Source organism: Pseudomonas germanica (assembly GCF_019614655.1).
GTDB lineage: Bacteria > Pseudomonadota > Gammaproteobacteria > Pseudomonadales > Pseudomonadaceae > Aquipseudomonas > Aquipseudomonas neuropathica.
The window spans coordinates 2,490,406-2,514,294 of sequence record NZ_CP071586.1 but is presented as its reverse complement, the minus strand read 5'-3'; the positions used below and the strand labels follow the sequence as shown (position 1 = coordinate 2,514,294).

Here is a 23,889-nt window from a genome sequence, read left to right as displayed (position 1 = left end):
AGGTTTCTGCGCTCGCAGCAAACAACCAGTTACAAAAATTTGACTAAAGGATCAGAAAATCAATGCGACGTGAGACCGCAGCAGATTACCAAACCAATAGATATCCCCCCTGTGGGAGCGAGCCTGCTCGCGAAGGCGTAGTGTCAGCCAGCACATTATTAGCTGACACACCGCTTTCACGAGCAGGCTCACTCCTACAGGGATTTGTATTGGATTCAGGATTTAGGCAGGAGAAAAAGAGGTGGATAGCCAAATTTCAGACACAAAAAACCCCGGTCTTTCGACCAGGGTCTTTGCTATCGATTCCGAATCAGCCAACGGCTGTTTTCGGTGCTTCAAGGCGTTCAGTGGTCCTTGGAGCAGATATGGCGCAGCGGACGGGACTCGAACCCGCGACCCCCGGCGTGACAGGCCGGTATTCTAACCGACTGAACTACCGCTGCGTATCGCTTTGAGCTTTCGCTCAAGTAACTCGTGTTGACTGCAAGCTTCGGTGCTTTGCAATCGCGAACCAGACAAGTCTGATTCGTAAAATATGGCGCAGCGGACGGGACTCGAACCCGCGACCCCCGGCGTGACAGGCCGGTATTCTAACCGACTGAACTACCGCTGCGCGTCGGTGCAGGCACTTTCAGCCTACGCTCTTGCTTACGCAAGTTTCTCGGGGAGTGGTGGGTGATGACGGGATCGAACCGCCGACATTCTGCTTGTAAGGCAGACGCTCTCCCAGCTGAGCTAATCACCCGTTTGCATCTCCGAGGCCGCGAAATTTACGCAGGTAGCGAACCTAAGTCAATAGCAGGATTGAAGTTTTTCTGAAAAAGACGAAATTGTTTCGATCCTGCAAGACCGCCCTCTCGAGCAAGCTCGCTCCCACAGGGGATTGCATTCCAAATGCGGGAGCGAGCTTGCTCGCGAAGGCGTCAGTTCATTCAACGCAAATTCAGGCGAAAAAAGCGACCTACTCGCTGTAGATCATCTTTTTCGTCATGCCGCCGTCGACGACAAATTCCTGCCCGGTAACAAACCCGGCATTCCTCGACAGCAACCAGGCAACCATCGCAGCTACATCCTCGACCGTCCCTACCCTGCCCGCAGGATGCTGAGCATGGTAGGCATCGGCCAATGGCTCAGCGCGACGCGCAGAAGGATCACGCGCATCAATCCAGCCCGGACTGACGGCGTTAACACGAATCTCCGGCCCCAGACTGATCGCCAACGCATGCGTGAGCGCCAGCAAACCGCCCTTGCTCGCCGCATAAGCCTCGGTATCAGGCTCTGATTGCCCGGCACGGGTCGACGCCAGGTTGACGATCGAACCGTTGTGCGCACGCAGATACGGCGCACAGTGCTTGGCCAACAGCATCGGCCCACTGAGATTCACCGCCAGCACCCGATTCCAGTAAGCCAGATCTAGGCTTTCCAGTGTGATGTTGTGCGGATCAGCGACCGCCGCGTTGCACACCAGTGCATCGAGACGACCAAACTGACCCAGCACTTCAGCCACGCCGAGCGCCACCTGACTTTCCTCGGCAACGTCCATGGCAATAAACCAGGCGTTTTCACCCAGCACTTTCGCCACTTTTGAACCGCGCGCCCGATCCAGGTCGGTCAACACGACTTGCCAGCCCTCGCTGATCAGCCAGGCAGCGATGCCCAGACCGATACCGCGCGCAGCACCCGTGACCAGCGCAACGCGGCCATGGGTACCTGCTGTCGGCGTAGACAACTCGATCACAACGCGGCCAGACCGCGCGCCAGGTCGGCTTGCAGGTCAGCGACGTCTTCCAGACCGACCGCGATGCGAATCAGGCTGTCACGGATGCCCGCCGCTTCACGCTCTTGCGGCGCCAGACGGCCGTGAGAGGTGGTGCTTGGGTGCGTGATCGTGGTCTTGCTGTCGCCGAGGTTGGCGGTAATCGAAATCAGCCGCGTCGCATCGATGAAGCGCCAAGCGCCCTCTTTGCCACCTTTGACTTCAAAGCTCACTACCGCACCGAAGCCCTTCTGCTGACGCTGGGCCAATTCGTGCTGCGGATGGCTCTTGAGACCGGCGTAATGCACCTTCTCAATGCCGTCCTGCTGCTCCAGCCACTCGGCAAGCGCCTGAGCATTCGCGCAGTGCGCCTTCATCCGCAGGTTCAGGGTTTCCAGACCTTTGAGGAAGATCCACGCGTTGAACGGACTCAAGGTCGGCCCGGCAGTGCGCAGGAAGCCGACGACTTCTTTCATCTGCTCACTGCGACCGGCCACCACACCGCCCATGCAACGGCCCTGGCCATCGATGAACTTGGTCGCCGAGTGCACGACAATGTCTGCGCCCATTTTCAGCGGCTGCTGCAACGCTGGCGTGCAGAAGCAGTTATCGACGACCAGCATCGCGCCTTTGGCGTGAGCGATTTCAGCCAGTGCGGGGATGTCGACCAACTCGGCCAACGGATTCGACGGTGACTCGACAAAGAGCAGTTTGGTGTTGGATTTGATTGCCGCATCCCAACCCGACAGGTTGGCCAAAGGCACGTAATCGACTTCCACACCGAAACGCTTGAAGTACTTCTCGAACAGGCTGATGGTCGAACCGAACACGCTGCGCGAAACCAGCACGTGATCGCCGGCGCTGCACAAGCTCATCACCACCGCCATGATGGCGGCCATGCCGGTTGCGGTCGCAACGGCTTGCTCGGCGCCTTCCAGCGCAGCAATGCGCTCCTCGAACGCGCGCACGGTCGGGTTGGTATAACGCGAGTAAACGTTACCCGGCACTTCCCCGGCGAACCGTGCGGCCGCGTCGGCAGCGGTGCGGAACACATAGCTGGAGGTGAAGAACATCGGATCACCGTGCTCGCCTTCCGGCGTACGGTGCTGACCGGCACGTACGGCCAGGGTATCGAACGCTACGCCTTCGAGGTCGCTGTCCAGCCGACCGGCATCCCATTCCTGACTCATGCTGTCACTCCTTGCCCTGTTCTCGAAAATTGAAAGTCAGATACAAAACCGGCCCCTCAGGGCCGGTGATAACTCAGTTGTTGTACAGATCGATGATCGCACTGACCGCTTGGGTCTTGACCTTCGAGGCATCGTTGCGTGCCTGCTCGATCTTGTCCAGGTAAGCCTCGTCGACGTCACCGGTAACATACTTGCCGTCGAACACCGCGCAATCGAAATTCTCGATCTTGATCTTGCCGCCGCCAACCGCTTCGATCAAGTCAGGCAGGTCCTGATAGATCAGCCAGTCAGCGCCGATCAAATCCGCCACGTCCTGAGTCGAACGGTTGTGTGCGATCAGTTCGTGCGCGCTTGGCATGTCGATACCATAAACGTTCGGGAAGCGTACCGCTGGCGCTGCCGAGCAGAAGTAGACGTTTTTCGCGCCGGCTTCGCGGGCCATCTGGATGATCTGCTTGCAAGTGGTGCCGCGCACGATCGAGTCGTCGACCAGCATCACGTTCTTGCCGCGGAATTCCAGCTCGATGGCGTTAAGCTTCTGGCGAACCGACTTCTTGCGCGCCGCCTGGCCCGGCATGATGAAGGTACGACCGATGTAACGGTTCTTGACGAAACCTTCGCGGAATTTCACGCCCAAGTGGTTGGCCAGTTCCAGTGCCGCGGTACGGCTGGTGTCCGGAATTGGGATAACCACGTCGATGTCGTGCTCTGGACGCTCGCGCAGAATCTTCTCGGCGAGTTTCTCACCCATGCGCAGACGGGCCTTGTAGACCGACACGCCGTCGATGATCGAGTCCGGACGCGCCAGGTAGACGTGTTCGAAAATGCACGGGGTCAGGGACGGATTGGTCGCGCACTGACGGGTGTGCAGCTTGCCGTCCTCAGTGATGTAGACCGCTTCGCCCGGCGCCAGGTCGCGAATCAGGGTGAAACCGAGCACGTCCAGCGAAACGCTTTCGGAGGCGATCATATATTCAACGCCTTCGTCAGTGTGACGCTGACCGAACACGATCGGGCGAATGCCGTGCGGGTCACGGAAACCGACGATGCCGTAACCGGTCACCATGGCGACTACCGCGTAACCGCCGACGCAACGGTTGTGCACGTCGGTCACGGCGGCAAACACGTCTTCTTCGGTCGGTTGCAGCTTGCCGCGCTGGGCCAGCTCATGGGCGAACACGTTGAGCAGCACTTCCGAGTCGGAACTGGTGTTGACGTGACGCAGATCGGATTCGTAAATCTCTTTGGCCAACTGCTCAACGTTGGTCAGGTTACCGTTGTGCGCCAAAGTGATGCCGTAAGGCGAGTTGACGTAAAACGGTTGGGCTTCGGCCGAAGTCGAGCTACCCGCAGTCGGGTAACGGACGTGGCCGATCCCCATGTGACCGACCAGACGCTGCATGTGACGCTGTTGAAACACGTCACGCACCAGGCCATTGTCCTTGCGCAGGAACAACCGGCCATCATGGCTGGTCACGATACCGGCAGCGTCCTGGCCGCGGTGCTGGAGCACGGTTAGCGCGTCATACAGCGCCTGATTGACGTTCGACTTACCGACGATACCGACGATGCCACACATGCGACGCAACCCCTACTTAATGGATCTGAACTGAACAACACTCACTGAGGCGTTTTCGCCGACGGCAAGAGTTGCTCCTTGAACGGAATATCAGCGGGTACGCTGATTCCGCTGGCAAGCCACTGACTGCTCCACCCGAGAATCAGGTTTTTGGACCAATCAGCGACCAATAGAAATTTTGGTACGAGCTGTGATTCTTTCCACCACCCGTCCTGCTGTACCGGCCCCAGGCTCAACAGCCCGACCGCCACGACCACCAGCAACACGCCACGCGCAGCGCCGAAGGCCATGCCGAGGAATCGATCGGTCCCGGACAACCCGGTGACGCGAACCAACTCGCCGATAAGATAATTGATCATTGCGCCCACGATCAGTGTGGCGACAAACATGATGGCACAGCCCGCGATCACGCGAGCCGATGGGGTTTCGATGTATCCGGCGAGGTACTCGGACAATGAGCCACCGAACATCCAGGCGACGACTCCTGCGATGATCCAGGTCACCAGCGATAATGCTTCCTTGACGAAGCCGCGGCTCAAACTGATCAAAGCGGAGATGGCGATGATTGCAACGATCGCCCAGTCAACCCAGGTAAATGGCACAGTGCAGCCTACAGACGGATAAGGCGGCGCATTTTAGCAGAGCGCATGCCTCTCGGTAAGCTGCGATTGTCAGTGCATTTCAATCGAGGCGATAGTTTTTAGCCGCGCTCAGGCTGGAAGCGCACGACAAAACCCTTGAGGTTCTGCTGACGCCCCAATAGATCACGCAGACGATCAGCCTCGGCACGCTCGATCAGCGGGCCGACAAACACCCGATTCTTGCCATCGGCGGAGCGGATGTAAGCGTTATAGCCCTGGCTGCGCAGGGTTTTCTGCAAGCTCTCGGCGCTGGCGCGGCTCGACAGACTGGCCAGCTGCACCGACCAGCTCACCGACAGGCCATTGGCATCGACGCGGCTTTGCGTGGTGTCCGGCTTGGTCGAGGCCGCAGTGATCGGCTGAGCAGGCGCAGGAATCGGCTTGGCCACCGCCGGCGGCGCAACAGGCTTGGTGATCATGATGGGAGCCGTCGGCGTCGCTGCGACGGGCGCAGCAGGCGCCGTGTCTTCGGCGACCTCTTCATCCGTTGGCACTGGCTCCTGCGGCAAGGCTTGCGGCTCGGGAACAGCCACCGTTTCCATCTGCACTTGCGGCACGACAGGCGCTTGCGGCGCGGCGGGTGCTTCGACGGTCACCTGACGTTGCTCGTCCTGACGGGAAAACAGCATCGGCAGGAAAATCACTGCCAGCGCGACCAGCACCAAAGCGCCAACCATGCGCTGCTTGTACGCTTTATCCAGCAAAGCCATTTGCCGCTTCCTCCGTGGAGCGCCGGGCCAGCCATTCAAGGGCCTCGGCGACACAATAAAATGATCCGAACAACAGAATCTCGTCGTCACTGGTGGCTACTGCGCACTGCCCTTCCAGCGCAGCGGCGACACTGTCGTAAGACGTGACCGACGCACCAAGGTTCTGCAATGCAGCGTTTAATTCAGCCACCGGACGGGCACGCGGAGAATCCAGCGGCGCCACCGCCCAATGCTCGACACTAGCATTCAATTCGCTGACAACACCATCCAGATCCTTGTCGGCCAACAGACCAAACACCGCCAGGCGCTTGCCGACCGGTGGTCGCGAGGCCAGACGGCGGGCCAGATACTCGGCGGCATGCGGGTTATGCCCCACATCGAGCAACAGATTCAGGCGTTTGCCGTTCCACTCGAATGAGCGGCGATCCAGTCGCCCGACCACGCGAGTGTCCTGCAACGCAGCGACAATCTGCGACGCATCCCACGGCAAACCGAGCAGCAGATACGCCTGCAACGCCAGTGCGGCGTTTTCCATCGGCAGATCGAGCAGCGGCAAGTCACGCAGCTCAACAGCCTGACCGCGCGCATCGGTGCCGCGCCATTGCCAGTGCTGATCAGTGATGCCGAGATCGAAGTCGCGCCCGCGCAGGAAGAACGGACAAGCCAGTTCACGCGCCTTGTCGAGCAATGGTTGCGGAGGATTCAGATCGCCGCACAAGGCAGGTTTGCCCTGACGGAAAATTCCGGCTTTCTCGAAAGCCACGGATTCGCGGGTGTCGCCCAGATAATCGGCGTGATCGACGCCAATGCTGGTGACCAGTGCGATATCGGCATCGACCACGTTGACCGTGTCCAGACGCCCGCCCAGCCCGACTTCCAGCACCACCGCATCAAGCCCGGTCTGCTGAAACAGCCAGAACGCCGCGAGGGTGCCCATTTCGAAGTAAGTCAGGGAAGTGTCGCCGCGCCCGGCCTCGACTGCTGCAAAGGCTTCGCACAGCTGCGCGTCAGTGGCTTCGACGCCATTGAGCTGCACCCGCTCGTTGTAACGCAGCAGGTGCGGAGAATTGTAGACACCAACGCTCAGGCCCTGCGCCCGCAGCAATGAAGCCACGAAAGCGCAGGTCGAACCCTTGCCGTTGGTGCCGGTGACCGTGATCACCCGAGGCGCCGGCTGGCCCAGCCCCATGCGGGACGCTACCTGTTGCGAACGCTCCAGGCCCATGTCGATGGCCGACGGATGCAACTGCTCAAGGTAGGCGAGCCATTCGCCAAGGGTGCGCTCGGTCATAGGCCAGCAGGTACCGGTGGAACCACAATCGGCTCGATTGGCGCGGCGACGAATTTCGGCGTCGGCTTGCCAGTCATTTGTGCCAGCAGGTTACCCAGACGTGGGCGCAGTTCCTGACGGTGGATGATCATGTCGATCGCGCCGTGTTCCAGCAGGAACTCGCTGCGCTGGAAGCCTTCCGGCAGCTTCTCACGCACGGTTTGTTCGATAACGCGCGGACCAGCGAAGCCGATCAGAGCTTTCGGCTCACCAACGATCACGTCGCCAAGCATCGCCAGACTCGCGGAAACACCGCCGTAGACCGGGTCGGTCAGTACGGAGATGAACGGAATGCCTTCTTCACGCAGACGCGCCAGCACAGCCGAAGTCTTGGCCATCTGCATCAGCGAGATCAGCGCTTCCTGCATGCGCGCACCACCGGAGGCAGCGAAGCAGATCATCGGGCAGCGGTTTTCCAGCGCGTAGTTGGCCGCGCGTACGAAGCGCTCACCGACGATGGCGCCCATGGAACCGCCCATGAAGGCGAATTCAAAGGCCGAAACCACCACCGGCATGCCCAGCAAAGTACCGCTGACCGAGATCAGCGCATCTTTTTCGCCGGTCTGCTTCTGTGCAGCGGTCAGGCGATCCTTGTACTTCTTGCCGTCGCGGAATTTCAGACGGTCAACCGGCTCCAGATCGGCGCCCAGTTCGTTGCGACCTTCGGCATCGAGGAAAATGTCGATGCGCGCACGTGCGCCGATGCGCATGTGATGGTTGCATTTAGGGCAAACGTCCAGGGTCTTTTCCAGCTCTGGACGATACAACACCGCCTCGCAAGACGGGCATTTGTGCCACAGACCTTCAGGGACCGAGCTCTTCTTGACCTCGGAACGCATGATCGAAGGGATCAGTTTGTCTACTAACCAGTTGCTCATGCTTTCTTTCTCCAGTACCGGCGGCCCGAACGCTCTGGTTCGCAGCCCCGCGTATGCCCTTCAGCTAAATTCATGTGTGTGGCGATGGTTGCCGGACTGCCACGATCAGCGCGAAACATGACCTGCGTGCCATCCAGAAACCCTCAGCCGCGCCTGCTTTGTGCAAGTGCATTGATGGACGGCGGCAGACTGCCAGCCGTCACATCAATATGGCGCTTTGCGTACCGCGTTGATGAACGCGTGAATCTTTGCGTGATCCTTGATGCCCTTGCTCGCCTCTACCCCACCGCTGACGTCTACCGCGTACGGTTTCACCCGAGCCACGGCGTCTGCAACGTTCTCCGGGGTCAAACCACCCGCGAGAATCAACGGCTTGCTCAAACCTTGCGGAATCAATGACCAGTCAAAGGCCTCACCGGTTCCGCCGGGCACGCCCTCGACGTAGGTGTCGAGCAGCACGCCACTGGCGCTCGGATAGGCATCAACCGCCGCCGCAATGTCATCGCCGGCCTTGACCCGCAACGCCTTGATGTACGGACGATGCCAGCCTTCGCAGTCTTCAGCGACCTCGTCACCATGGAACTGCAACAGATCCAGCGGTACGGCATCGAGGATTTCCCCCAACTCGCAGCGGCTGGCGTTGACGAACAAGCCCACGGTGGTCACGAACGGCGGCAATGCCTGAATAATCGCCCTCGCCTGCTGCACGGTTACCGCACGTGGACTCTTGGCGTAGAACACGAACCCGATCGCATCCGCCCCGGCCTCAACGGCGGCCAGCGCATCTTCTATGCGGGTAATCCCGCAGATCTTGCTGCGAACGGCTGGCATATCGAGAAAAACTCCGAGGTAAAATCCGGGAAAGTCCCGGATGGTAACAAAAGCGTTCGAGGGCGTCAGCCGTCAAGTTCGGAGAAACCCGTAAGGAAATGTGGCCCGATAAAACGCTCGGGCAACGGGAATTCGTCGTGGTACTCGACCTGCACCAGATACAAGCCGTACGGATGCGCCGTAACGCCACCGGAACGGCGCTCGCGGCTTTCCAGCACTTCCTTCATCCACTCCACCGGCCGCTCTCCGGCTCCAATGGTCATCAGCACACCGGCGATGTTGCGCACCATGTGATGCAGGAACGCGTTGGCGCGTATATCGAGCACGATCATCTTGCCGTGACGGGTCACGCGCAGGTGATGCATTTTTTTGATCGGCGACTTGGCCTGGCACTGGCCGGCACGGAAGGCACTGAAATCGTGGGTGCCAATCAGGTACTGCGCGGCTTCGGCCATGCGCTCGACGTCGAGCGGGCGATGGTTCCAGGTGATTTCTTCGTTGAGATGCGCCGGGCGGATCTGGTCGTTATAGATCACATAGCGGTAGCGCCGGGCGATGGCTTTGAAGCGCGCGTGAAAATGCGCCGGCATCACCCGCGCCCAACTGACACTGATGTCGTGAGGCAGATTGATATTGGCGCCCATGACCCAAGCTTTCAGCGAACGATCGACGGTCGTATCAAAGTGCACCACTTGCCCGCAGGCATGCACGCCGGCATCGGTGCGCCCGGCACACTGTAGCGAAACCGGTGAATTGGCGACTTTCGACAGCGCTTTTTCGAGTTCTTCCTGCACCGTCGCCACACCCGTCAACTGACGCTGCCAGCCGCTGTAGCGCGAGCCTTTGTACTCAACGCCCAGTGCGACGCGGTAAAAGCCGTCGGGGGCCATTTCGGCGACCGGGTTATCTATGTTTGCCAAGGTGGGACAGCCTGCTGTTTGTGCAAAGGCGGGCATTATAAGGCTGTGGTTCAGGGATGCCAGAGTTCTCTATCAGCAGTGCCGGCCTCTTCGCGAGCAGGCTCGCTCCCACAGGGGAATGCATTTCAAAGGTGGGAGCGAGCCTGCTCGCGAAGACGGCAAATCAGACAACCCATAATCCAACCGAAACAAAAACGGCAGCCTCACCGGGCTGCCGTTTTTGATTTACCGCTGTGAACTTAAGCCAGGTTCGAGAGCATTTCCTTGGCCTCGCCACGTTGCTTCTCGTCACCCTCGGTCAACACTTCGTTGAGGATGTCGCGCGCACCATCGCTGTCGCCCATGTCGATGTAGGCCTGAGCCAGATCGAGCTTGGTCGCCGCTTCGTCGGTGCCGGCGAGGAAGTCGAAATCATCTTCGCCCAGATCATCACCCTTCATTGCATCGGCTTCGGTGAAGGTCGGTTCAGCGATGCTTTGCGACAGGCGATCCAGTTCAGCGTTGACGTCATCCAGCTCAGCAGCGAACGCATCCGGTTCGGCCGCTGGATTGCTGTCCATTTCGTCGGCCAGCGACAGATCGAAATCGGCCGGCAGCTCCAGATCATCTTGTGGCACGTCAGCCACCACTGGCGCCTCGACCGGCGGCAGATCCTTCACGCCTTCGTCCAGGTCCAGCAGGAAGTCATCGTCCGCCAGATCAACCGCTGGAGCTGCCGGCTCGGCACCGAGGTCCAGATCGAGGTCGAAGTCCGACAGATCATCCAGATTCTCTTTGATGTCGGTCTGCTGTTGCAGCACCGATTCGAAGCTCAGGTCGTCGTCCGCCGGGAATTCGTCCAGCTCGACCGGCGCTTCAGGCTCAACCACCGGCGCAGGCTCTACCGGCGTGATGTTGTCGAGATCGTCCAGGCTCAGATCAAACGCGCTGTCGAGGTCGTCTTCCACTGGCGCTGGCGCCGGTGCTTCAGGCTCATCGAGCAGCAGATCCTTGACGTATTGCGCGTCCAACTCGGCAGCCACGGCGGCAGCGGCCAGACCACTCGCAGCGACGACGGCCATGGCCGGGAAGCGGCTTTTCAGTTCTTCGACCTTGGCGAAGTTGTCGCCGTTGGCCACCAGTTGACGCTCCTGACCGACGAACGCGTCGCGGTCGCCCTGCTGACCGTAGACTTCCATCAGCTTCAGACGCAGATCACTGCGCTGCGGCTCCAGGCTGACGCCCTCTTCGAGCAGCGCGGCAGCCTGATTCAGGCGACCGGCGTTGATATGCGACTGCGCCTTGTCGAGCACGTCATCGGATCGCTCGGCGGCGGGAGCTACCAGCGGCGCGGCAATCGGCTCAGCCATCACGATCGGGGCAACTACCGGAGCCACGACTGGAGCAGGAGCAGGCGCCGGGGTGTTGAGCTTGACGCTCGCCGCAGGAGTTTCCAGACCTTCGAAGCTGCTTTCCGGCAGATCCTGCTCGGCGGAGAAATCTTGCTCTTCCGACAGCGCGCGGGCCATGCGCATGTGTTTCTCGGCCTCTTGCTGTGCTTTGCGGCGACGCGCCAGCAGCAACAACAGGAGCAGCAGAACCACAGCACCGCCACCCACCAGACCCAGCAGGATCGGATTGGTCAGCAGTTCGTTGAAGGTTTTCTCGTCTTCGGCAACCGGTTTCGGCGCGACCACTGGCTCGACGACTGGCGTTTCAGCCGGTGGTGCAATGGCGGACTCTGGCGTCGGCGCTGCGTCTGCCGGAGTAGCTGGCGGGGTGGCGGCCAGCTCAGCCGTGATTGCAGGCACCGCCGGTGTGGCAGGATTGGTGGCCGGCGCAGCGCCCGCGCCTTCAGCTTGCAGTTTTGCCAACTGATTGTTCTTCAGCTCGATCAGCTTTTGCAGCTTGTCCAGCTGACTCTGCAGATCAGACATGCGGCTTTTCAGTTCCTCGTTGTCACGACGGGTCGTGTCGAGGCTTTCCTGAGTCACCGCGAGCTTGTTGCTCAGTGCCTTGGCATCACCTGCCGGGCCTTTGCCGCGCGCCTTGGCGCTCTCAGCGGAGACCAGGCTCAGATTGTCCTGGGCGTTCTGTGCTGCACCGGTGTTACCGCGACCACGGTTGGTCGCATCGAGCTGCTGCTGACCAGTGCCCGGTTTGGCCACATAACGACGGCCCTGACGCCAGGCTTCGTTTTGCGCCGCGACTTCGGCAATCGCCTTGGATTGCGGCAGCGCGGTGCTTTGCACTGAATCCGGCAGACGCAGCACTTGGCCAGTTTTCAGACGGTTGATGTTGCCGCCGATGAATGCATCCGGGTTCAGCGCTTGAATGGCCAGCATGGTCTGCTGCACCGAGCCGCCGGTACGCGCCTTCGCGGCGATTTCCCACAGGGTATCGCGCGGCGTGGTGGTGTATTGCGTCGGGTGCGTGGCGCCAGTGGTCGGCGCGGCGATGGTCTGCGACGGCGCTGGCTGTGCGGCGGCGTCAGCGGTCTGTGGCGAGAACTTCGACGGATCCAGCAGCACGCTGTAGTCGCGCAGCAGACGGCCGTTCGGCCACATCACCTGCACGAGGAATTTGACCATCGGCTCGGACAACGGCTTGCTCGACGTTACGCGCAGCACGCTTTTGCCGCTGGCGTTGAGCACCGGGGTAAAGGTCAGATCGTTGAGGAAGGCCTGGCGGTCGACGCCGGCCTTGGCAAAATCTTCGGGTGACGCCAGGCTCGGCACCACTTCGGCAGCAGTGAGATCCTTGACGTCGAGCAGCTCGATTTCAGCCACCAGCGGCTGGTTCAGGGTCGACTTCAGGGTCAGCTCCCCGAGCCCGAGGGCATGCGCCATACCGGAGGACAGCGCCGAGGCGGCCGCTATTGCTAACACCAGTTTGCGAACTTGAACCATAGCCTCATCCTTTGTTTGAACGTTCCTCGGCCAGCGAGAAGATGTTGAATACCGCTGCCGTAAGGCATTGCGCGCGACGACGACAGATGTCGCGCGCGATCATTTCTTTGATGCCCCGGAATGTCCCGGAGGGTGACACGTTATCAAGCGATCTGGGCAAGCATAGCGCTCACCTAGAATCAGTCGACAAATTGTTGCCAAGTATCTTTTACAGCAGGTCTTTTATCAACAATTCAGCCACCTGCACAGCGTTAAGGGCCGCGCCTTTGCGTACGTTATCTGACGTCAGCCACAGATTTAGTTCCGCCGGATCGTCGACACCGCTGCGCACGCGACCGACATAGACAACATCCTGCCCTACCGCGTCACCGACCGCAGTCGGGTAATCACCGGCCTCGACCAGCTCGATACCCGGCGCATCTTCGAGTGCAGCGTTGACTTTTGCCAGGTCGACAGCCGACGTTGACTGCAAGGTCACGCTAAGGCTATCGCCAAAAAACACCGGGGCTTGAACGCAAGTTGCGGAAATCTTTAATAAAGGCTTGGCCAGCACCTGACGCAACTCGCGCACCAGACGTTTTTCCAGCAGCGTATGGCCCTGCGCGTCGGGCATGCCGACCTGAGCCAGCAAGTTGAACGCCATCTGCCGATCAAAGAACGTCGGCTCCAATGGACGCATGTTCAGCAGCTCGGCGGTCTGCCGCGCCAGCTCGGTCACGGCTTCGCGTCCCTGGGCGGAAACAGCCAGATTGGCGGTGACGTTGACATATTGCAGGTCAAGCAGATCAAGCAGTGGCGCCAATACCACGGCGAGCGAAGTGGCCGACGGGCTTGGGCTGCTGATCTGAAACGGCGCTTTCAAACCAGCGAGCACTTCGGCGTTGGCTTCGGGTACTACTTGCGGCGCCTGATCGACCGGCAGCGCGCCGGACAAGTCGATCAGCGAGCAACCGGCGGCGTGGGCACGGGCGGCGTAGCTCAGGGTAATCGCCGGGCCTGCGGCGAAAAACACCAGTTTGACCTTGCTGAAATCGAACTCGTCGACTTCGCGAACGCGCACGTTCTTGTTGCGGTACAGCACCGAGCTGCCGGCGGATTCGCTGCTCGCCAGCAGGTGCAGGGTACCGACCGGGAAGTCGCGTTCTTCGAGAATCTGCACGAGGGTTTCGCCGACAGTACCGGTGGCGCCGATCACGGCAATATCTAGGGTCTGGGTCATGGTGCGAGCCTCTGGCGAAACGGGGGGAGCGGCACTTTACCGGGTGACTGGCGCACAGGCAATTTCTGCCCACCCAGATCGTTCCCACGCTCTGCGTGGGAATGCCACATCGGACGCTCTGCGTTCGGCTTGTAAAGGGACGCGGAGCGTCCCGGGATGCATTCCCACGCAGAGCGTGGGAACGATCGGCATAAAAAAACCCGCACCTCTTTCAAGGCACGGGTTCTTTCATTGCTGCAAGCAATCAACGCTCAAGCAAAATCCGCAGCATGCGACGCAGCGGTTCGGCCGCGCCCCACAGCAGTTGGTCGCCGACGGTGAAGGCACCGACGAACTGCGAACCCATGTTCAGCTTGCGCAGACGACCCACCGGCACATTCAGGGTGCCGGTAACCTTGGTCGGGCTCAGCTCCTGCATGCTGATCTCGCGCTGGTTTGGCACCAGTTTGACCCAAGGGTTGTGCTGGCTGATCAGCCCTTCGATATCGGCGATCGGCACGTCTTTGTTCAGCTTGATGGTCAGCGCCTGGCTGTGGCAACGCATGGCACCGATGCGCACACAGATGCCATCAACCGGGATCGGGCTCTTGAAGCGACCAAGAATTTTGTTGGTCTCGGCCTGAGCTTTCCACTCTTCACGGCTCTGGCCGTTCGGCAGTTCCTTGTCGATCCACGGGATCAGGCTGCCGGCCAGCGGTACGCCGAAGTTTTCGGTCGGGTACGCTTCGCTGCGCATGGCGTCAGCGACACGACGGTCGATGTCGAGGATCGCGCTGGCCGGATCGGCCAGTTGATCGGCGACAGCGGCGTGGGTCGCGCCCATTTGCTTGATCAGTTCACGCATGTTCTGCGCGCCGGCACCGGAGGCCGCCTGATAGGTCATGGCGCTCATCCACTCGACCAGACCGGCCTCGAACAGACCGCCCAGGCCCATCAGCATCAGGCTGACGGTGCAGTTGCCGCCGATGTAGTTCTTGGTGCCCGCGTCGAGCTGCTGGTCGATGACCTTGCGGTTGACCGGGTCGAGAATGATCACCGCGTCATCGTTCATGCGCAGGCTCGAGGCCGCGTCGATCCAGTAACCCTGCCAGCCGGCTTCGCGCAGTTTGGGGAACACTTCGCTGGTGTAGTCGCCGCCCTGGCAGGTCAGAATCACGTCGAGGGTCTTCAGCTCGTCAATGCTGTAAGCATCCTTGAGCGGAGCAATGTCCTTGCCCACGGACGGGCCTTGGCCACCGACGTTGGACGTGGTGAAAAACACCGGCTCGATTAGATCGAAATCCTGCTCTTCCAGCATCCGCTGCATGAGCACGGAACCGACCATCCCGCGCCAACCGATCAGACCTACACGTTTCATCGCAACTACACCTTCTTGAAAAGTGGGCCGCTGCTTTGTATTGAATTTCGCAGCGGGCCCGAGAGATTACAGATTCCGCAGCGCGGCGACTACTGCGTCGCCCATTTCCTGCGTACCGACTTTGGTGCAACCGGCCGAATAGATGTCGCCAGTACGCAGCCCTTGATCAAGGACAACGCTGACAGCTTTTTCGATAGCATCGGCCGCGTCGTGCAGATTGAAGCTGTAACGCAGCATCATCGACACCGACAAAATGGTCGCCAACGGGTTGGCGATGCCTTTGCCAGCGATGTCCGGGGCTGAACCGTGGCAAGGCTCGTACATGCCCTTGTTGTTGGAATCCAGCGAGGCCGACGGCAGCATGCCGATGGAACCGGTGAGCATCGACGCTTCGTCGGAGAGGATGTCGCCGAACATGTTGTCGGTGACGATCACGTCGAACTGCTTCGGCGCGCGCACCAGTTGCATGGCGGCGTTGTCGACGTACATGTGGCTCAGTTCGACTTCCGGGTAATCCTTGGCCACTTGCTCGACCACTTCACGCCACAGTTGGCTGGACGCCAGCACGTTGGCCTTGTCCACCGAGCAGAGCTTCTTGCCACGGACCATGGCCATGTCGAAACCGACGCGGGCGATGCGGCGGATTTCGCTTTCGCTGTACGGCAGCGTGTCGTAGGACTGACGCTCGCCGTTTTCCAGGGTACGGGTGCCGCGTGGCGCACCGAAGTAGATGCCACCGGTCAGTTCTCGGACGATGAGGATGTCCAGGCCAGCAACGATTTCCGGCTTCAGGCTCGAAGCATCGGCCAGTTGCGGGTACAGAATCGCCGGACGCAGGTTGCCGAACAGGCCCAGTTGCGCACGGATTTTCAGCAGGCCACGCTCAGGGCGGATGTCACGCTCGATGGTGTCCCATTTCGGGCCGCCGACGGCGCCCAGCAACACGGCGTCAGCAGCGCGGGCACGGTCGAGGGTTTCGTCGGCCAGCGGCACGCCGTGCTTGTCGATGGCGGCGCCACCGATTACGTCATGGCTCAGCTCGAAGCTCAGGCTGTATTTGTCGTTGGCCAGCTCCAGCACCTTGACCGCTTCGGCCATGATTTCCGGACCAATACCGTCACCTGGGAGAATCAGAATCTGCTTGCTCATGCTTTCCTCGTGTCTTCAGTCGGTGCGCCATCTTAAGCGCGCCCGGAAAAATTCTTATCGCTCAGCCATCAGCACGATTACATCTGTACTGAACGAGCCGTCGGCATCAATCTCAAAATATTCGCGCACTTCATTGCCCATCGACTGCTGCAACTGGCGGATCGCTGCGCGCATCACTTCAGGCGTGCGCATGCGCTCAACCCAACTGGTGTACTCCAGACGCAGGCGCTGACGGGTGGTACTGCGTACATGCAAACCGGCCTCGCTGACCTGACGCAGCCATTCGGCGGCGGAATAATCGCGCACATGGCTGGTGTCACGCAGCACCTCGACGCTTTGCAGGTAAGTGTCGAACAACGGACTGCCCGGTGACAACACATCAACGAACGCCGCCACACCGCCCGGCTTCAACACCCGACGCACCTCGCGCAGGGCCACGCCGAGATCGCTCCAGTGATGCGCCGAATAACGGCTGAACACGAAGTCGAACTCGCCATCGGCAAACGGCAGACGCTCGGCGGCGCCGTTGACCGTGGCAATGTTGGTGAAACCGCGATCAACGGCCGCGGCGGCGACTACATCAAGCATCTGCTGCGACAGGTCGTAGGCGACCACTTCCCTGACCAGCGGTGCGACGTGAAAACTAACGTGACCGGCGCCGCAACCCAGATCCAACACCCGGGCGCTGCCCTGCCCTATCAGCTCAGCCTGTAGCAGTGCGAACTCGGTGCCTTGAGCGTGAACGGCGCTGCTCAGGTAGGCGGCGGCCTGTTCACCGAATTGCTTTTGTACGACCTGAGTGTGCTGGGCGGTGCTGGTCATGGTCATGGTCACATCCTGATATTTTTGTTGTTTGGGCTGCCGCCTTCGCGAGCAGGTCGAATCGTCGCACCGTCGCTCCCACATTTGAAATGCATTCCAAGGTGGGAGCGAGCCTGCTCGCGAAGGGGCCGGCCCTGACTAATCACGCGTCGCGAAACAACCACGGCTGGCTAACCCGATGCTTGGCCTCAAACGTCGCAATCGCATCACCGTCCTGCAAGGTCAAACCGATATCGTCCAGACCATTCAACAGGCAGTGCTTGCGGAACGCATCAATCTCAAAGCTGTACACCTTGCCATCCGGGCGAGTCACAGTCTGCGCCTGCAGATCGACCTGCAATTGATAGCCCGGCTCAGCCTCGACCTGCTTGAACAACTCGTCGACTTCCGCATCGCTCAAGATGATCGGCAACAAACCGTTCTTGAAGCTGTTGTTGAAGAAGATGTCGGCGTAACTCGGCGCGATGATGCTGCGGAAACCGTATTCTTCCAGCGCCCACGGCGCGTGCTCACGGCTGGAACCGCAACCGAAATTCTCACGGGCCAGCAACACGCTGGCGCCTTGATAACGCTCGGCGTTGAGGACGAAGTCCTTGTTCAGCGGGCGCTTGGAGTTGTCCTGATACGGCTGGCCAACGTCGAGGTAACGCCACTCATCGAACAGGTTCGGACCAAAACCAGTGCGCTTGATCGACTTCAAAAACTGTTTCGGAATGATCTGATCGGTGTCGACGTTGGCACGATCCAGAGGCGCGACAAGACCAGTGTGCTGGGTAAAAGCTTTCATGCTGCGCTCCTTTAGATCAATTCACGGACGTCGATGAAACGACCGTTCACCGCTGCCGCAGCAGCCATGGCCGGGCTGACGAGGTGGGTACGGCCACCGGCACCCTGACGGCCTTCGAAGTTACGGTTGGAGGTCGAGGCGCAATGCTCGCCGGACTCCAAACGATCCGGGTTCATCGCCAGGCACATCGAGCAGCCCGGCTCACGCCATTCGAAACCGGCTTCGAGGAAAATCTTGTCCAGACCTTCGGCCTCAGCCTGCGCCTTGACCAGACCCGAGCCAGGCACCACGATCGCTTGCTTGATGGTCGAAGCGACTTTGCGGCCCTTAGCGATGACGGCTGCAGCGCGCAAATCTTCGATCCGCGAGTTGGTGCAGGAACCGATAAACACGCGATCCAGTTGAATGTCGGTGATCGCCTGATTGGCGGTCAAACCCATGTATTTCAAGGCACGGACGATCGAGTCGCGCTTGACCAGATCCATCTCTTTGGCTGGATCCGGCACGTTCTGATCAACGGCCAAAACCATTTCCGGCGAAGTGCCCCAACTGACTTGCGGTTTGATCTGCGCGGCGTCGAGTTCAACCACGGTGTCAAACTTGGCGTCAGAGTCGGAGACCAAGTCTTTCCAGGCCTCGACGGCCATGTCCCATTCGGCGCCTTTCGGTGCAAAAGGACGGCCCTTCACGTAATCGACGGTCTTCTGATCCGCCGCCACCAGACCGACGCGGGCGCCGGCTTCGATGGACATGTTGCAGATGGTCATGCGGCCTTCAACGGACAAATCGCGGATCGCGCTGCCAGCGAATTCGATGGCGTGGCCATTACCGCCGGCGGTGCCGATCTTGCCGATCACCGCGAGGACGATGTCCTTGGCGGTCACGCCGAACGGCAATTGCCCTTCAACGCGCACCAGCATGTTCTTCATTTTCTTGGCGACCAGGCACTGGGTGGCGAGCACGTGCTCGACCTCGGAAGTGCCGATACCGTGAGCCAGAGCGCCGAATGCGCCGTGGGTCGAGGTGTGCGAGTCGCCGCAGACCACGGTCATGCCCGGCAAGGTCGCGCCCTGCTCCGGGCTGATGACGTGAACGATGCCTTGGCGCACGTCGTTCATCTTGAACTCGACGATGCCGTACTCATCACAGTTGTCATCGAGGGTCTGAACCTGCAAACGCGAGACCTGATCGGCAATGGCTTCGATGCCGCCCTTGCGCTCTGGAGTCGTCGGTACGTTGTGGTCCGGGGTCGCGATGTTGGCATCGATGCGCCAAGGCTTGCGCCCGGCCAGACGCAGGCCTTCAAAGGCTTGCGGCGAAGTCACTTCGTGAATGATGTGACGATCGATGTAGATCAGCGCCGAGCCATCGTCGCGCTGTTTGACCAAATGCGAATCCCAGAGCTTGTCGTAGAGCGTTTTGCCGGCCATCAGACGGTTCCTCATCAGCTTGTTTCTATGCCCTGGGCTTATCAATAACCCTTTGGCTTGTGAGGCCGATCCTATGGGGTTAGATTAAATAACTCAAATTCATATTTTTTATGCTTTGGATAACCAACTGGAATACGAACATGGATCTGGCCAACCTCAACGCTTTTATCGCGATTGCCGAGACCGGCAGCTTCTCCGGCGCCGGCGAACGGCTGCACCTGACACAGCCGGCGATCAGCAAACGCATCGCCGGGCTGGAGCAACAATTGAAGGTGCGCCTGTTCGATCGGCTGGGCCGCGAAGTCGGCCTGACCGAGGCCGGCCGCGCCCTGTTGCCGCGGGCTTATCAGATTCTCAATGTGCTGGACGACACCCGGCGCGCCCTGACCAACCTGACGGGTGAAGTCAGCGGGCGCCTGACCCTGGCCACCAGTCACCATATCGGCCTGCACCGCTTGCCGCCGCTGTTAAGGGAATTCACCCGCCGTTACCCACAAGTGGCGCTGGATATTCAGTTCCTCGATTCGGAAGTGGCCTACGAAGAAATTCTTCATGGCCGCGCAGAACTGGCGGTCATTACCCTGGCGCCGGAGCCTCACGCACTGGTCAAAGCCACGCCGGTGTGGGACGACCCGCTGGACTTTGTGGTCGCCCCGGAGCATTCGCTGATCAATAACGGTGCCGTCAGCCTGGCGGACATTGCCGGTCATCCGGCGGTTTTCCCCGGTGGCAACACCTTTACCCACCATATTGTCCAACGGTTATTCGAGGCTCAGGGCCTGACGCCGAACATCGCCATGAGCACCAACTACCTGGAAACCATCAAGATGATGGTCTCGATTGGCCTGGCCTGGAGCGTTTTGCCGCGCACCATGCTCGATGAACAGGTTGCCAGCATCGTATTGCCGGGCATACAGCTCAGTCGCCAGCTAGGCTATATCCTGCACACCGAACGGACGCTATCGAACGCGGCAAGAGCCTTTATGGCCTTGCTGGATGCACAGATCGATCTGCCAGGGACTTGAGGCCAACTTGTGCTACTCCTATAGAGCCGCTGCCCCTGTGCCTAACGCCACCATCAGCTCAAGGCCTGTCCACAATGCCGAAATCTGTTGACCGAATTCCGCCGATGCCGCGTATTCAGGCGATTGACCCGCGACATTCCGAGCAGAGCTGGGAGAGCGCGCCGCAATTGCTGGCGGCGCTCAACGGCGCGCGGCTCGGCGCCTGGTATTGGGACATCGAGCGCGGGCAGATCAGTTGGTCGCGTGGTACGCAGGCATTGTTCGGCTTCGATCCTCGGCAACCGCTGCCGGCGGACCTCGAATACCTCGACTTGCTCCCACCGGAAGACCGCGCCAAAACCGTTCGCGCCTTCCACGCGGTGATTGCCGGCGCGCCGCTGGAACAAGCGATGCACCACCGCATTCGCTGGCCCGACGGCAGCCTGCACTGGCTGGAGATCAACGGCAGTTTGCTGCCGGATAAAAACGGCCGCCCCCGAATGATCGGGGTGATTCGTGAAATCACCCATCAGCGCCAACGCGAACAGGCACTGAGCAGCTCGGAGAAGCGTTTCGCGACACTTTTTCACCTGTGCCCGAACATGGTCCTGCTGACCCGTCAGGAAGACGGCCTGATCAGCGAGGCTAATCAGTATTTTGAAAGCCTGTTTGGCTGGCCGGTGCAGAGCGCCATTGGTCGTACCACGCTGGAGCTGGGGTTGTGGGTGCATCCGGAGCAACGCGGCGAACTGGTCAAGAAGACCAAGGCCAAGGGCGAACTGATCAGCATGGAAGTGCAATTTCGCGCCAGCAACGGGCAGATTCACGACGGCATTCTCAGTGCGCAGAAAGTCGAACTCGAGGGCCAGCCGTATCTGCTCAGCACGTTCCTCGACACCACCGAACGCAAAGCCGCCGAACACGCCTTGAAGGACAGCCAGGAACGCCTCGATCTGGCACTGGACTCGGCACAGCTCGGCACCTGGGACTGGCACATTCCCAGCGGCATGCTTTACGGCTCGGCGCGGGCCGCGCAATTGCACGGTCTAGAGCCGAAACCGTTTCATGAGTCGTTCGAAGAGTTTTTCGAAGGCGTCCCCGGTGAGGAGCGCGACAGCATGCGCGACGCCTACCGCAGCCTGCGCGAAGGCCCGGCGGGCAATTATCAACTGACTTATCGCGTGCAATTGCCGGACGGCAGTTCGCGCTATCTGGAAAGCCGCGCCCGCCTCTACCGCGACGACAACGGCGCACCGCTGCGCATGGCCGGCACCCTGCTCGACATCACCGATCAGGTCGAGCGTGAACAGCGGCTGGTGGCCTCGGAAGAGAAATTTGCCACGCTGTTCCAGGTCAGCCCGGACCCGATCTGCGTCACCCGCCAAGACAGCGGCGAGTTCATCGAGATCAATAACAGTTTTACCCAGACTTTCGGCTGGAGCGCCGCCGACGTTATCGGCCACACCGCCGAAGAAATCGGCCTGTGGGACGCCTCGGCAAAAAGCCTGCAACGGATTGAACGGGTCATCCGCGAACAGGGCTTGAGCAATGTCGCGATCATCGTGCAACACAAGGACGGCCAGTCGCTGACCTGTGTGATTTCCAGCCGGCAGATCAGCGTCGGCGACCAGGCTTGTATCGTCACCACTCTGCGCGACATCACCCAGCAGCAGCGCTCGGAAGCAGCGCTGAAAGCCAGTGAGGAGAAATTCGCCAAGGCGTTCCACTCCAGCCCCGACGCAATCACCATCACCGAGCGCGACACCGGGCGTTATCTGGAGGTCAACGACGGCTTCTGCCGTCTCACTGGCTATCGCGCTGAAGAAGTCGTGGGCAAAACGGTTTATCAGGTGGGTATTTGGGCTGAAGAGAAACAGCGTTCAGCATTACTCGCCGAATTGCAGATCAAGGGCCGCGTGCACCATCAGGAAATGCTCGGGCGCAACAAGCGCGGGGAGATGCTGACGGTGGAAGTCTCGGTCGAGCCGATCACCCTCAATGAAACGGCGTGCCTGCTGCTGACCGCGCGGGACGTCAGCCTGCTGAAAAACGCCGAAGCGCAGATTCGCCATCTGGCCTACCACGACCCATTGACCAACCTGCCCAACCGCGCCTTGCTGATGGATCGTCTGAGCCAGCAGATCGCCCTGCTCAAGCGCCACAATCTGCGCGGCGCCTTGCTGTTTCTCGATCTCGATCACTTCAAGCACATCAATGACTCCCTCGGCCATCCGGTCGGCGACACGGTGCTGAAGATCATCACCGCGCGGCTCGAAGCCAGTGTGCGCATGGAAGACACGGTCGCACGCCTCGGCGGCGACGAATTTGTCGTGCTGCTCAGCGGTCTCGAAGGCTCGCGCAATGAAGTCAGCGCACAAGTGCGCAGTCTGGCCGACACCCTGCGCGAATTGCTCTCGGAACCGATGTTCCTCGACGGCCAGCGCCTGCAAGTGACGCCGAGTATCGGCGTGGCGCTGATTCCCGATCATGGCTCGACGCCAACCGACCTGCTCAAACGCGCCGACATCGCGCTGTACCGGGCCAAGGATTCCGGGCGCAACACCACGCAGATGTATCACAACACCATGCAGAAGGCCGCCAGCGAACGGCTGCGCATGGAGACCGACTTGCGCCTGGCGCTGTCGCGCGGTGAATTCACCATGCACTTTCAGCCGCAGGTCGACGCCCGCGACAACCGCATCATCGGTGCCGAAGCCCTGGTGCGCTGGAATCACCCGGAACTGGGCGCGCAGTCACCCACCGAGTTCATCAAGGTACTGGAGGACAGCGGCCTGATTCTCGAAGTCGGCACCTGGATCCTCGACGAAGCCTGCAATGCCTTCAAACAACTGATTGCGCTGAAACTGGTCGACCCGCTGAATTTCAGCCTGTGCGTGAACATCAGTCCACGGCAGTTCCGCCAGAACGACTTCGTCGAACGCATCGAGCACAGCATGAGCAGCCACGGCCTGCCGTGCTCGTTGCTGAAACTGGAAATCACCGAAGGCATCGTCATCCAGAACCTCGAAGACACCATCAGTAAAATGCGCCGGCTGAAAAAGCTCGGTGTGAGCTTTGCGATGGATGACTTCGGCACCGGTTATTCGTCGCTGACCTATCTCAAGCGCCTGCCGGTGGACACGCTGAAAATCGATCAATCGTTTATTCGCGATGCCACGACCGATCCGAACGATGCCGAGATCATTCGCGCGATCGTCGCCATGGCGCGCAGTCTGGAGCTGGAGGTGATTGCCGAGGGCGTGGAAACTCCCGAACAACTGGCGTTCCTGCAGGGTTTGGGCTGCCATTTGTATCAAGGCTATCTGCATAGCCGACCGGTTGCGCTCGAGGATCTGAAAAAGCTCCTGCCGTAACCGGTGCACGTTGCAACAGACGCG

The 23,889-nt window shown here is 60.2% G+C and carries 18 protein-coding genes and 3 tRNA genes; 2 read left to right on the top strand and 19 right to left on the bottom strand.

Annotated elements, in window-relative coordinates:
• Window positions 1-366: 366 nt before the first annotated feature.
• The 19 genes from J0G10_RS11030 to leuC form a co-directional block, all read right to left on the bottom strand.
• Window positions 367-443 (bottom strand) — tRNA-Asp (locus J0G10_RS11030).
• A gap of 93 nt (window positions 444-536) precedes the next feature.
• Window positions 537-613: transfer RNA gene (locus J0G10_RS11025), tRNA-Asp, on the bottom strand.
• A gap of 56 nt (window positions 614-669) precedes the next feature.
• Window positions 670-745 (bottom strand) — tRNA-Val (locus J0G10_RS11020).
• Between the two features lie 216 nt (window positions 746-961).
• A complete protein-coding gene (locus J0G10_RS11015) occupies window positions 962-1,738 on the bottom strand; it encodes an SDR family oxidoreductase (protein ID WP_220558423.1) in 777 nt (258 codons plus the stop codon).
• Window positions 1,735-2,946, bottom strand: coding sequence for an O-succinylhomoserine sulfhydrylase (locus J0G10_RS11010; protein WP_095124814.1), 1,212 nt, complete (start codon window positions 2,944-2,946; stop codon window positions 1,735-1,737). The genes J0G10_RS11015 and J0G10_RS11010 overlap by 4 nt, the downstream gene beginning before the upstream one ends.
• Before the next feature lie 73 nt (window positions 2,947-3,019).
• A complete protein-coding gene (purF, locus tag J0G10_RS11005) occupies window positions 3,020-4,525 on the bottom strand; it encodes an amidophosphoribosyltransferase (RefSeq protein WP_016984539.1) in 1,506 nt (501 codons plus the stop codon).
• A gap of 41 nt (window positions 4,526-4,566) precedes the next feature.
• Window positions 4,567-5,127 (bottom strand): CvpA family protein, encoded by a 561-nt coding sequence (locus J0G10_RS11000; RefSeq protein WP_007913461.1) that lies wholly within the window; start codon window positions 5,125-5,127, stop codon window positions 4,567-4,569.
• 98 nt (window positions 5,128-5,225) lie between these two features.
• A complete protein-coding gene (locus tag J0G10_RS10995; RefSeq protein WP_220558422.1) occupies window positions 5,226-5,876 on the bottom strand; it encodes an SPOR domain-containing protein in 651 nt (216 codons plus the stop codon).
• A complete protein-coding gene (gene folC / locus J0G10_RS10990; protein WP_220558421.1) occupies window positions 5,860-7,167 on the bottom strand; it encodes a bifunctional tetrahydrofolate synthase/dihydrofolate synthase in 1,308 nt (435 codons plus the stop codon). The genes J0G10_RS10995 and folC overlap by 17 nt, the downstream gene beginning before the upstream one ends.
• Complete coding sequence (gene accD / locus J0G10_RS10985; protein WP_007913458.1) at window positions 7,164-8,084, bottom strand: acetyl-CoA carboxylase, carboxyltransferase subunit beta; 921 nt, start codon at window positions 8,082-8,084, stop codon at window positions 7,164-7,166. Before accD ends, folC begins: the two co-directional genes overlap by 4 nt.
• 204 nt (window positions 8,085-8,288) lie before the next feature.
• The gene (locus tag J0G10_RS10980) at window positions 8,289-8,915 is read right to left on the bottom strand and encodes a phosphoribosylanthranilate isomerase (protein WP_095047650.1); all 627 of its coding nucleotides are present in this window, start codon (window positions 8,913-8,915) and stop codon (window positions 8,289-8,291) included.
• Window positions 8,916-8,980: 65 nt separating this feature from the next.
• A complete protein-coding gene (gene truA, locus J0G10_RS10975; RefSeq protein ID WP_034152768.1) occupies window positions 8,981-9,805 on the bottom strand; it encodes a tRNA pseudouridine(38-40) synthase TruA in 825 nt (274 codons plus the stop codon).
• Between the two features lie 269 nt (window positions 9,806-10,074).
• Complete coding sequence (locus J0G10_RS10970) at window positions 10,075-12,723, bottom strand: FimV/HubP family polar landmark protein (RefSeq protein WP_220558420.1); 2,649 nt, start codon at window positions 12,721-12,723, stop codon at window positions 10,075-10,077.
• Window positions 12,724-12,931: 208 nt separating this feature from the next.
• Window positions 12,932-13,942, bottom strand: coding sequence for an aspartate-semialdehyde dehydrogenase (locus tag J0G10_RS10965; protein WP_220558419.1), 1,011 nt, complete (start codon window positions 13,940-13,942; stop codon window positions 12,932-12,934).
• A gap of 244 nt (window positions 13,943-14,186) precedes the next feature.
• Complete coding sequence (gene asd / locus J0G10_RS10960) at window positions 14,187-15,299, bottom strand: aspartate-semialdehyde dehydrogenase (protein ID WP_007913448.1); 1,113 nt, start codon at window positions 15,297-15,299, stop codon at window positions 14,187-14,189.
• 66 nt (window positions 15,300-15,365) lie between these two features.
• The gene (gene leuB / locus J0G10_RS10955; protein WP_220558418.1) at window positions 15,366-16,448 is read right to left on the bottom strand and encodes a 3-isopropylmalate dehydrogenase; all 1,083 of its coding nucleotides are present in this window, start codon (window positions 16,446-16,448) and stop codon (window positions 15,366-15,368) included.
• 54 nt (window positions 16,449-16,502) lie between these two features.
• Window positions 16,503-17,270 (bottom strand): class I SAM-dependent methyltransferase, encoded by a 768-nt coding sequence (locus J0G10_RS10950; RefSeq protein ID WP_095047652.1) that lies wholly within the window; start codon window positions 17,268-17,270, stop codon window positions 16,503-16,505.
• 142 nt (window positions 17,271-17,412) lie between these two features.
• Window positions 17,413-18,057 (bottom strand): 3-isopropylmalate dehydratase small subunit, encoded by a 645-nt coding sequence (gene leuD / locus J0G10_RS10945; protein ID WP_007913445.1) that lies wholly within the window; start codon window positions 18,055-18,057, stop codon window positions 17,413-17,415.
• 11 nt (window positions 18,058-18,068) lie between these two features.
• Window positions 18,069-19,487 carry a 3-isopropylmalate dehydratase large subunit gene (gene leuC, locus J0G10_RS10940; protein ID WP_095047654.1) on the bottom strand — a complete coding sequence of 473 codons (1,419 nt, stop codon included), beginning with the start codon at window positions 19,485-19,487 and terminating at the stop codon, window positions 18,069-18,071.
• A 140-nt stretch (window positions 19,488-19,627) separates the two neighbouring features.
• Here leuC and J0G10_RS10935 point away from each other — a divergent pair, with 140 nt between their 5' ends.
• Window positions 19,628-20,512 (top strand): LysR family transcriptional regulator, encoded by an 885-nt coding sequence (locus J0G10_RS10935; protein WP_220558417.1) that lies wholly within the window; start codon window positions 19,628-19,630, stop codon window positions 20,510-20,512.
• Window positions 20,513-20,586: 74 nt separating this feature from the next.
• Window positions 20,587-23,865, top strand: a complete 3,279-nt coding sequence (locus J0G10_RS10930) for a sensor domain-containing protein (protein WP_220558416.1) — start codon at window positions 20,587-20,589, stop codon at window positions 23,863-23,865.
• The last annotated feature ends 24 nt before the right edge of the window (window positions 23,866-23,889 follow it).